Raw genomic sequence first — 10,175 nt, 5'->3', positions numbered from 1 at the left:
AAAAAAAAACAAAAAAAAAAAAAAAAAAAAAAAAACAACAAAAAAAAAAAAAAAAAAAAAAAAAAAAAAAAAAAAAAAAAAAGGCAATCCATTAGTGGGAGCGACATTACAAATCTTAACGAAAGATGGAAAAGTTGTAGAGGAATGGATTTCAAAAGATACTGCTCATATTGTGACAGGCTTAGCACATGGAGAATATATCTTCCATGAGGTGTCAGCCCCAAGTGGTTACACATTAATGACAGACGTTCCATTTGTGGTAACAGATGAACCAGTGGTCTTAAAAGTACAAGGACAAGACTTGCAGACAGTAACATCATTATTAAAAGTAGATGAAAAAGGCAATCCATTAGTCGGAGCAATGTTACAAGTCTTAACGAAAGATGGAAAGCTAGTTGAAGAATGGATTTCAACGGATAAAGCACATGAGATCGTAGGCTTAGCACATGGAGAATATATTTTCCATGAGGTGTCAGCCCCAAGTGGCTATATGTTAATGTCGGATGTTCCATTTACAGTAACGGATATGCCTAGAACTTTAATGGTACAAGGACGAGATTTACAGACAGTGACAGAATTATTAAAAGTAGATGAAAATAATGATCCATTAGTGGGAGCAACGTTACAAGTGCTTAAAGCAGATGGAACATTAGTGGATGAGTGGGTATCGACAGATAAAGCACATGAGATCGTAGGCTTAGCACATGGAGAGTATATTTTCCATGAGGTGTCAGCCCCAAGTGGCTATATGTTAATGTCAGACGTTCCATTTACAGTAACGGATAAGCAAGAAATTTTAAAAGTAAAAGGTAAAGATTTACAAACAGTTACAGAATTATTAAAAGTAGATGAAAATAATGATCCATTAGTGGGAGCAACGTTACAAGTGCTTAAAGCAGATGGAACATTAGTGGATGAGTGGGTATCGACAGATAAAGCACACGAGATCGTAGGATTAGCACATGGAGAGTATATTTTCCATGAGGTGTCAGCACCAAGTGGTTATATGTTAATGTCAGACGTTCCATTTACAGTAACGGATAAGCAAGAAATTTTAAAAGTAAAAGGTAAAGATTTACAAACAGTTACAGAATTATTAAAAGTAGATGAAAATAATGATCCATTAGTCGGAGCGACATTACAAGTCTTAACGAAAGATGGAGTGTTAGTTGAAGAATGGATTTCAACAGATAAAGCACATGAAATCGTAGGATTAGCACATGGAGAATATATTTTCCATGAGGTGTCAGCACCAAGTGGTTATGTTTTGATGGAAGATATTCCGTTCACAGTAACAGATAAGCAAGAAATTTTAAAAATTCAAGGACAAGATTTATTGACAAGTGTTGGTATTTTAAAAGTAGATGAAAATGGTGATCCATTAGTCGGAGCGACATTACAAGTCTTAACGAAAGATGGAGTGTTAGTTGAAGAATGGATTTCAACAGATAAAGCACATGAGATCGTAGGATTAGCACATGGAGAGTATATCTTACACGAAGTATCAGCACCAAGTGGTTATGTTTTGATGGAAGATATTCCGTTCACAGTAACAGATAATCCAAGTCCAATTTCAATTATTGGACAAGATTTACAAACTCACATTGAAATCTTAAAAGTAGATGAATTAGATGTTGCTTTACAAGGAGCAACGTTACAAGTGCTTAAAGCAGATGGAACATTAGTGGATGAGTGGGTATCGACAGATGTATCACATGAACTTGTAGGATTAGAGCATGGAGAATATATCTTACACGAAGTATCAGCACCAAGTGGTTATAAATTAATGGAAGATGTAGCATTTTATGTTGACGATCAACCTCAAACTGTTAAAGTGCAAGGACAAGATTTACAAACACGAGTAGAAATTGATAAATTTGATTCAGATGGAAATAAACTATTTGGAGCAACAATGCAAATTATCAATAAAGCTACTGGTGAAGTAGTCGAAGAATGGACAACAACTGATGAAACAAAGGTAGTAGAGGGGTTAGAGCATGGAGATTACATCTTACGTGAAATTACTGCTCCTAACGGATTCCAAAAAGTTTTAGATATTGAATTTACGATAACTGATGAAAATAAAGTTACAGTATTAGAAGTTACGGATGAATTGACACGAGTAGAAATTGATAAATTTGATTCAGATGGAAATAAACTATTTGGAGCAACAATGCAAATCATCAATAAAGCTACTGGTGAAGTAGTCGAAGAATGGACAACAACTGATGAAACAAAGGTAGTAGAGGGGTTAGAGCATGGAGATTACATCTTACGTGAAATTACTGCTCCTAACGGATTCCAAAAGATTTTAGACATTGAATTTACGGTAACTGATGATAATGGAGTGACTATATTAGAGGTTACGGACGAATTAACAAAAACAATCATTGAAAAAGTAGATGAAAATGGTAAATTATTAACTGGTGCTCATTTACAAATTATTAATGATAAAGGTGAAGTTGTTCGTGAGTTTATTACAGATGGAAAAGCGTATGTTATTGAGGGATTAGCACATGGAACATATACTTTACACGAAGTTCAAGCACCAAAAGGTTATCAGCTAGCAGATGATATTCAATTTACTGTAACAGATGATAACGGAGAGTTAATTGTAACAATGCTTGATAAAGCGATTGTTGAAGTGCCACAAACAGGATTTGATCAAAATACGTTAATGATTGGTGGACTTGCATTAGTAATCGTAGGATCAGCAGTAGCAACTAAAAAACGTAAACGTAACAACTAAGCTTAGTTGTTTTTTTTATGCCTATTTTTCCAACGGACATTGATCCGTTGGAATGATAGGTTAGGCAGACGAGATAAGTTAATTTTTCATATGTTCTCCTTAAAATAATTTATCCCTATAAACTTTCGATTCTTGTCTGTCTAACCTATCATGAATAGCACTGTAAAGATAAGGAGGAATTAATTAATGATAAATGATTTAAGAGTATTAAAAAATCAATTATTAAAAAGTAGGCAAATTTCAATATGCTTACTAAGTGGTATGAAAGATGATTTGAGAGTAAGGACAAAAGCGGTTCAATTAGTCGAAAAATCAATTTTAATGCTATTATTATCATCAAAAGAAGTTTGGAAAAGCGAATATGAATTTATGATTGATTTAATTATATATATCAATCGTAAATTAGTTAAATTAAAATTATAAGGAGTGATTTATAATGTTGGGTTGGTTATTAGGAGGATTTATTTTATTTATTTTAGGAGTAGTACCAATTATGGCTGTCATTGGTGGATCAAAGGCTGAAAAAAGGTTTGAGGAATCATATGAGATTGGAGAAGAAGTTTAATTGAAAGATTTTTTTGAGTATTTAAAATATAACTATGGCAGTTTTTTAGGATTATCAATTAATAGTGCTATGGTTCTTGTTTCTTTATCAGTAATAAGTGATTCAAATAATGTATTTATTAATGGAAGTATTTGCTTACTGTTTTTAATAAGGCTTATTAGTTTAGTAGTTTTATACGGTTATTGTAATTTGAAAATATGGTATGGATATATTGATCTTAAATTATCGAATATTATTAAAGTTATATTTTGCTTAGGTATGGATTTTTCCATAGCTATGGCAATATCATTTTTTTAATTCAAAAAACAACTAGCAAATAGTTGTTTTTTTATGCCTTGAAAGGGGGTGATTCCATTGGATAATTAAAAAAGACTACCTAATCTTAGGTAGTCTTTTTCTTTAAGAGTATACAGAGTAAAACATTGCAACAATGTTATTTTATCATTAGAAAGCAAATTAAAATGTCGAAATGAGGTGTTTATATGCTTGTAGATGAAGTGACAGGGAAAGTAGTCCGGTGTGCTTTAAGTTCTTCTGATTTGAGTAAAAAAGCCTTATTAATGGTATTAAAAAACGTATTAGAAAGTTTAAATAACGGAAAACAATCTTTAAAATCATTAAATAAAAAAGATATTACATTAGATTTTATTGAGGTAGCCAATCAAGATATAAAAGGGTTACAACGTCAGCTTAAAAAATTAGGTGTTGACTTTTCTGTTGTCAAAAGTCCAAGTGAGGATAATCAGCATTATGTCTATTTTAAAGCAAAAGATGTTAACCAAATTCAATATGGTTTACAAAAACATATTAATAAGGCTATGGAGCAGTTAGAAAAAGGAACAATAAAAGAACAGTTGCAAGAAAGAAAACTACAAAAAAATCAGCAAAAAATAAAAACTAAAAAACAGGAATTATCAAGATGACAAAATATCTAGGTATTTCAATTATTTCAATTTTAACAGGTTTTTTAAGTAATCGTTTATTTTTTTTACTCTGTAAAGATTATCAGTTAAATCCGAACCCAATTTCTAACTTAAATTTTGCACTGGAAAATTTATTGAGTGATATTTCTAGCAGACCATTTTTTATTAGTTTAGATCAAATTCCCTTAATAGTGAGTGCCATAGTAATTTTACTGTGTATTGCTATTTATTCTAGTAATCAATTAAATAAAAAAACTCATATGAAAGGGATAGAACATGGTTCTGCGAGTTGGGCCACTAATGAAGATATAAAGCCATTTACTGAAAAATCAAAAGACAATCATATGATTCTTACTGCAACAGAGGGAATATCTATCAATACACGTAAAACGTTAAGAAATAATAATATATTAGTTGTTGGTGGTTCTGGAAGTGGTAAAACACGTTTCTTTTTAAAACCAAATCTTATGCAACTACATTCTAGTTTCGTAATCACTGATCCTAAAGGTACAGTTTTATTAGAATGTGGAAAAATGATGGAACAAGCCGGATATGATATTAAAGTTTTTAACACAATTAATTTTTCAAAATCTATGCACTATAATCCTTTTGCTTATATTCGAGAGGAAAAAGATATTTTAAAATTTGTGAATACATTGATTTTAAATACTAATGGTGATGAAAAAGGTAAAGAAGATTTTTGGGTTAAGGCAGAAAGATTATTATATCAGGCTTTAATTGGTTATATATTTTACGAATGTCCGGAGGAAGAACATAATTTTGCAACTTTGATTGATTTGATAGATGAAATGGAAGTTCGAGAAGATGATGAAGAATTTAAGTGTGCAGTTGATATTTTATTTGAAGATTTAGAAGTCAAAGAGCCTAATCATTTTGCAGTTAGACAGTATAAAAAATACAAGTTAGCCGCCGGAAAGACTGCAAAAAGTATTTTAATATCAGTTGGGGCAAGGTTAGCACCGTTTGATATTAATGTTTTGCGTGAAATCACGTCTTATGATGAAATGGATTTACATACAATCGGTGAGAAAAAAACTGCTATGTTTATTATCATTGATGATACAGACACAACATTTAATTTCTTAGTTGCTATTATGTATACTCAAATGTTCAATCTTCTATGTAATCTAGCTGATGATAAATATAAGGGAAGATTACCAGTTCATGTTAGATGTTTATTGGATGAATTTGCGAATATCGGTCAAATTCCTAACTTTGAAAAATTGATTGCTACAATCCGAAGTCGTGAAATATCAGCTTGTGTTATTCTTCAAAATATGGCCCAATTAAAAGGAATTTATAAGGAACAAGCCGGAACTATTGTAGGAAACTGTGATACGTTTTTATTTTTAGGAAGTGGAGAAGAAGAAACACAAAAAAGTATATCGTCTAAAGTTGGAAAGGCAACGATTGATTTTGTAACAATAAATCAGAGTAAAGGAAATAGTGGAAGTACGACTGTTAATCATAATAAAACAGGACGAGATTTAATTACTCCGGAAGAGGTCGGATTACTAAAAACTGATGAATGTTTATTATTTATTCGAGGTGTAAAACCTTTCAAATCTAAAAAGTTTAAATTAGAAAGTCATAAACGTTATAAGGAATTAGCTGATTATGACGAGAAAAATTATTACAGTTTTGAAGATATAAAGAAAAGTCAATCAAATATTGAATGGATTAATAAAACGAAAAATGTACTTGAAATTGAATAAAAAATTGATATTAGGAGGATTTTAAAATGCAAGGTGCGAATATGGTATTACAATTACTTAACTTAGTGGTGACAGGATTACAGTGGGGTGGAGGTCTTTATGCCTCTTTTGGATTAATTCAATTAATTCAAGGATTAAAAAATCAAAACAGTGGTGATACTAACTCTGGAATTTGGACATTAGTTGGTGGAGCAGTTATTTGTGCAGTTGGATTTATGTTACCAAGCATGATCTCATAAAAAAAGCTACTATATAGTAGCTTTTTTTTAATTAAAAAATGAGGTGATAATATGGAAAATACTATTATCGAATGGATTCAACAAATTTTAGATAGCATTAATAGTCTAGGGATTGACGGATCATTGTCACAAGGATTGCAACAGTATAATTCTTCTATTTTTCAAGGGGTAAAAACAATATGTTCAACCATTACATTTCCTATTGGTTTAGCAATCATGGCTTTATTTGTAGCACTAGAATTTATTAATATTACACAAAGAAGTAATATGAATGGTTTAATGGGGCTAGAAGTTCCATCTAAACTGATTATTAAATTTATGATTTGTTCAGTATTATTACAGAATTCATTTGATATATTAGTAAAAATTTTTGATATAAATTTAGCAGTTATAAGTGATATTTCTTTGGGAGCAAATCAGACGTTTGGATCGGTTGATTTAGATTCCTTTAAACAAAGTTTAAAGGACGTTGGCTTTTTAGGTCAAATTGGAATATCTATGCAGATATTTATTATTTGGGTAATTAATTCATTAGCTATGTTGTATATCAAAGTTATGATTACTGTTAGGATGTTAGAACTTTATCTTTATTTAGCAATTTGCCCAATACCAATCTCAACATTACCTAGTGATGAATTTGGACAAATTGGAAAGAATTTCCTTAAAGGATATACTGCTGTCGCATTACAAGGTGTATTAATTTTCTTATTATTAAATTTCTTAACAATGTTGATAGGACATATAGGTGGTAATGATATATCGGATACTCTTTGGCAATGTATGTTTTATTCAGTTATTGTTGCTTTTGCACTTGGAGGAACATCAAGGCTTGCTAAATCAATCTGTAATGCTATGTAATGGGGAGGTGAGCGTATATGTCACTTGAAGTCAAAATTCCTAAAGAAATTACGGAATATGAGGGAAAGATTATCTTTGGATTAACTGGTAGGCAAATATTAGCTTCATTTGTTGCTATTGGTACTATGTTAATTATCTATCCTAATGTTACTAAACTATTAGGTGAAAAGGTAGGACAACCAATCGCTATGCTAATCATTGTTCCAATTTGGTTAGTTGGATTCGTAAAGAAAGATGGGTTATCGTTTGAGAAATATGCCTTAAATATTATTAGATTTTATTTTTCAAAGAAAAAAAGATATTTTAGTACAGACTTAAATAAAATTTTGAAAGATTTTGAAATAGAACAAGGGGTGAAGAAAAATGTTAAGAAACATACTAAAACCAATTTCAAAGAATGTAGAGAATGGAAATCAAGCACTAAAGACCAAAAATTCCACATCAAAGAATCAAGGAAACAGATTAGACGTGCGAAAAAAGAATATAGAAAAGCAAAATCAAAACATAAACAAACAAAATAAATTAATGTCGAAAGCAAAAAACACTCAATCATCTATTTGTTATGAGCGTATGATTGAAGATGGAATTTGTTATTTAGGTAATGGAAGTTATTCTCGTACTTTTAAGTTTTCAGATATTAATTATCAAACGGCCTGTCGTGATGAACAAATTGACGTTTTCTCTCGTTACTGCGAATTTTTAAATTCTTTTGATTCGGAAATTCAAATTCAGATGACAGTATTTAATCGTCATATTGATCCGGAAGATTTTAAAAATGGAATGTTAATTCCATTAAGAGAGGATCAATATAATGCTTATCGAACAGAGTTTAATATGATGTTAGCAGATAAGGCTATGAAAGGTCAAAATAGTATTATTCGTGAGAAATATATTACTTTAACGACACAATCAGATAGCTACGAAAGTGCAGTTATGCAGTTTTCAAGACTTGAAGTTGATATTATGGGAAGGTTAAAATCCTTAGGTTGTGAAGTATACCCACTAAATGGATTAGAAAGATTAGAATTAATTCAACGTATTTTAAAACCAACAGAGAAATTTACATTTTCATATGATTATCTATTAGAAAGTAATTTAACTACTAAAGATTTTATTGCTCCACACAGTTTAAACTTTAGTGATAAGAATTATGTTGAAATTGATAATTACTATAATCAAACTATTGGAATTATAGAATTACCAACAGACCTATCAGATAGATTAATCACTGATTTAACGGATTTATCCGGTCATATTACAGTTAGCTTACATATGACAAGTGTAGAAAAAGATAAAGCACTCGCTATTGTTAAGAATAAATTAGTTTTAATGGAACAACAAAAAGTAACTGAACAGAAAAAAGCTCTTAAAAATGGCTATGATCCGGACATGATTCCATATGAATTAAAATATTCAATTACAGAAGCAACAAATTTATTAGAAGATTTAAGAGAAAAAAATCAAAAGATGTTAAAAGTTACAATTTTAATTAATTTATCAGCACCTACATTTGATGAATTAGAACAGTTATTATTACAAATCAGAACAGTTGCTAATAGACATAGTTGTAAATTAATTAACTTATCTTATCTACAAGATAATGCTTTAAATTCAGTTTTACCAGTTGGAGTGAATTTATTAGAGTTAAAGCGTACTTTAACTACGTCAAGTACAGGAATTTTTATTCCATTCACTACGCAAGAACTTTTTCAAGAGCATGGAAGTTATTACGGATTAAATGCAATTAGTAGAAACTTAATTTTCTTTGATAGAAAAACATTAAAAAATGCAAATGGATTTATTTTAGGAACACCAGGATCGGGGAAATCATTTACTGCAAAAGAAGAAATTGTTAAGACTTTATTAACAACAGAAGATGATGTAATTGCTATTGATCCGGAGCGTGAATATACACCTATTGCTAATTTAATGAAAGGTGAAGTTGTTCATATATCAGCCGGTTCAAAAAATTATATTAATCCATTTGATATTACATTGGACTATTCAGATGAAGATAATCCATTATTATTAAAGTCAGAATTTATTTTATCTTTATTTGAAGTTCTTATTGGTGGCAGAGAGGGATTATCGGCAACCGAGAAAGGTTTAATTGACCGAGCAGTTAAATTGACCTATGCCAAGTATTTCGCTAATCCTAACAAGCATGAAGTTCCAACTTTAAAAGATTTCTATAAAATTTTAACTGAACAACCGGAAGCAGAAGCAAAACAATTAGCGTTATCAATGGAAATTTTTGTTGATGGTAGTTTATCTGTATTTTCTAATCAAACAAATATTAATTTAGATAATCGTTTTATTGTATTTGATATTAAAGATTTGGGAAAACAATTAAAAACTATGGGAATGTTAATAGTCTTAGATCAAATTTGGAATCGTATTACAAAGAATCGTGCCATTGGTAGACGAACATGGATATATATTGATGAAATTTATATCTTATTCCAAAATGATTATTCAGCAAATTATTTATTTGAGTTATATAAACGTGCTAGAAAGTGGGGGGCAATTCCGACAGGAATTACACAGAACGTAGAAGATTTATTATTGTCTGATGTTGCACGAAATATGTTATCAAATAGTGAATTTACAATCTTATTGAATCAAGCGTCTAGTGATCGTGAAAAATTAGCAGAGTTATTAAATTTAAGTCCTCAACAATTATCATACGTTACAAACGTAGATCATGGTCATGGATTATTAAGAGCCGGCGGAAATATTATTCCATTTATTGATGATTTTCCTAAAAATACAGAATTATATCGAGTGATGACAACTAAGATTGAAGAAGTTGTTCAGGAGTGATAATGAGTGAATCAAAAATTAAAATTTAAAGATCACCAATCAAAATCACCTATTATCGAGCGTAATAGAGAAGAATTTACAATTAAAATTAAGACCTCCAAATTAAAACAATTTAAAAGTGAAGTTAATATATCAAAACAAGATTTTCATGTAATCTCTTTGAGAGATAAAAATATCTTTTTGACACAAAGTAAACTAAATCAAGTTTCGAGAGTACAAAGAAGATATAATAACTTTAACACCGAAGAAAAAATATTAGTTGATAATAAATATGGAGTTAAG

At 30.2% G+C, this 10,175-nt stretch carries 11 protein-coding genes; all 11 read left to right on the top strand.

Annotated elements, in window-relative coordinates; all coding sequences use genetic code 11:
* On the top strand, positions 1-2,749 hold a 2,749-nt coding region (locus NEH74_RS03645; RefSeq protein ID WP_262941097.1), incomplete at its 5' end, for a SpaA isopeptide-forming pilin-related protein.
* 186 nt (positions 2,750-2,935) lie between these two features.
* Entirely contained in the window at positions 2,936-3,172 is a 237-nt protein-coding gene (locus NEH74_RS03640) for a hypothetical protein (RefSeq protein ID WP_155062386.1), read from the top strand.
* 13 nt (positions 3,173-3,185) lie between these two features.
* Complete coding sequence (locus tag NEH74_RS03635; RefSeq protein WP_262941096.1) at positions 3,186-3,314, top strand: hypothetical protein; 129 nt, start codon at positions 3,186-3,188, stop codon at positions 3,312-3,314.
* Complete coding sequence (locus NEH74_RS03630) at positions 3,315-3,611, top strand: hypothetical protein (protein ID WP_155224827.1); 297 nt, start codon at positions 3,315-3,317, stop codon at positions 3,609-3,611.
* 185 nt (positions 3,612-3,796) lie between these two features.
* Positions 3,797-4,237 (top strand): PcfB family protein, encoded by a 441-nt coding sequence (locus NEH74_RS03625; RefSeq protein ID WP_155062385.1) that lies wholly within the window; start codon positions 3,797-3,799, stop codon positions 4,235-4,237.
* A complete protein-coding gene (locus tag NEH74_RS03620) occupies positions 4,234-5,973 on the top strand; it encodes a VirD4-like conjugal transfer protein, CD1115 family (RefSeq protein ID WP_155062384.1) in 1,740 nt (579 codons plus the stop codon). Before NEH74_RS03625 ends, NEH74_RS03620 begins: the two co-directional genes overlap by 4 nt.
* A gap of 26 nt (positions 5,974-5,999) precedes the next feature.
* Complete coding sequence (locus tag NEH74_RS03615) at positions 6,000-6,212, top strand: hypothetical protein (protein ID WP_155062383.1); 213 nt, start codon at positions 6,000-6,002, stop codon at positions 6,210-6,212.
* A gap of 51 nt (positions 6,213-6,263) precedes the next feature.
* The gene (locus NEH74_RS03610; RefSeq protein ID WP_155062382.1) at positions 6,264-7,070 is read left to right on the top strand and encodes a VirB6/TrbL-like conjugal transfer protein, CD1112 family; all 807 of its coding nucleotides are present in this window, start codon (positions 6,264-6,266) and stop codon (positions 7,068-7,070) included.
* A 17-nt stretch (positions 7,071-7,087) separates the two neighbouring features.
* Positions 7,088-7,591, top strand: a complete 504-nt coding sequence (locus tag NEH74_RS03605; protein WP_155062381.1) for a PrgI family protein — start codon at positions 7,088-7,090, stop codon at positions 7,589-7,591.
* Between the two features lie 4 nt (positions 7,592-7,595).
* On the top strand, positions 7,596-9,893 hold the full coding sequence (locus NEH74_RS03600; RefSeq protein WP_262941095.1) for a VirB4-like conjugal transfer ATPase, CD1110 family: 2,298 nt from the start codon (positions 7,596-7,598) through the stop codon (positions 9,891-9,893).
* A 6-nt stretch (positions 9,894-9,899) separates the two neighbouring features.
* Positions 9,900-10,175: hypothetical protein (locus tag NEH74_RS03595; protein WP_262941094.1), on the top strand; the 276-nt coding region annotated here is incomplete at its 3' end.

The organism is Turicibacter sp. GALT-G1 (assembly GCF_025594995.1).
GTDB classification, from domain to species: domain Bacteria; phylum Bacillota_I; class Bacilli_A; order MOL361; family Turicibacteraceae; genus Turicibacter; species Turicibacter bilis.
Note: the sequence above shows the minus strand (reverse complement) of the source record. Positions and strands in the feature narration are given on the sequence as shown.

What these genes read in the sequence shown, in the direction of transcription:
- NEH74_RS03620 (WP_155062384.1), top strand. Translation starts at nt 4,234, where the DNA reads ATGACAAAATATCTAGGTATTTCAATTATTTCAATTTTAACAGGTTTT.
- NEH74_RS03640 (WP_155062386.1), top strand. Translation starts at nt 2,936, where the DNA reads ATGATAAATGATTTAAGAGTATTAAAAAATCAATTATTAAAAAGTAGG.
- NEH74_RS03615 (WP_155062383.1), top strand. Translation starts at nt 6,000, where the DNA reads ATGCAAGGTGCGAATATGGTATTACAATTACTTAACTTAGTGGTGACA.
- NEH74_RS03600 (WP_262941095.1), top strand. Translation starts at nt 7,596, where the DNA reads ATGTCGAAAGCAAAAAACACTCAATCATCTATTTGTTATGAGCGTATG.
- NEH74_RS03610 (WP_155062382.1), top strand. Translation starts at nt 6,264, where the DNA reads ATGGAAAATACTATTATCGAATGGATTCAACAAATTTTAGATAGCATT.
- NEH74_RS03635 (WP_262941096.1), top strand. Translation starts at nt 3,186, where the DNA reads ATGTTGGGTTGGTTATTAGGAGGATTTATTTTATTTATTTTAGGAGTA.
- NEH74_RS03625 (WP_155062385.1), top strand. Translation starts at nt 3,797, where the DNA reads ATGCTTGTAGATGAAGTGACAGGGAAAGTAGTCCGGTGTGCTTTAAGT.
- NEH74_RS03605 (WP_155062381.1), top strand. Translation starts at nt 7,088, where the DNA reads ATGTCACTTGAAGTCAAAATTCCTAAAGAAATTACGGAATATGAGGGA.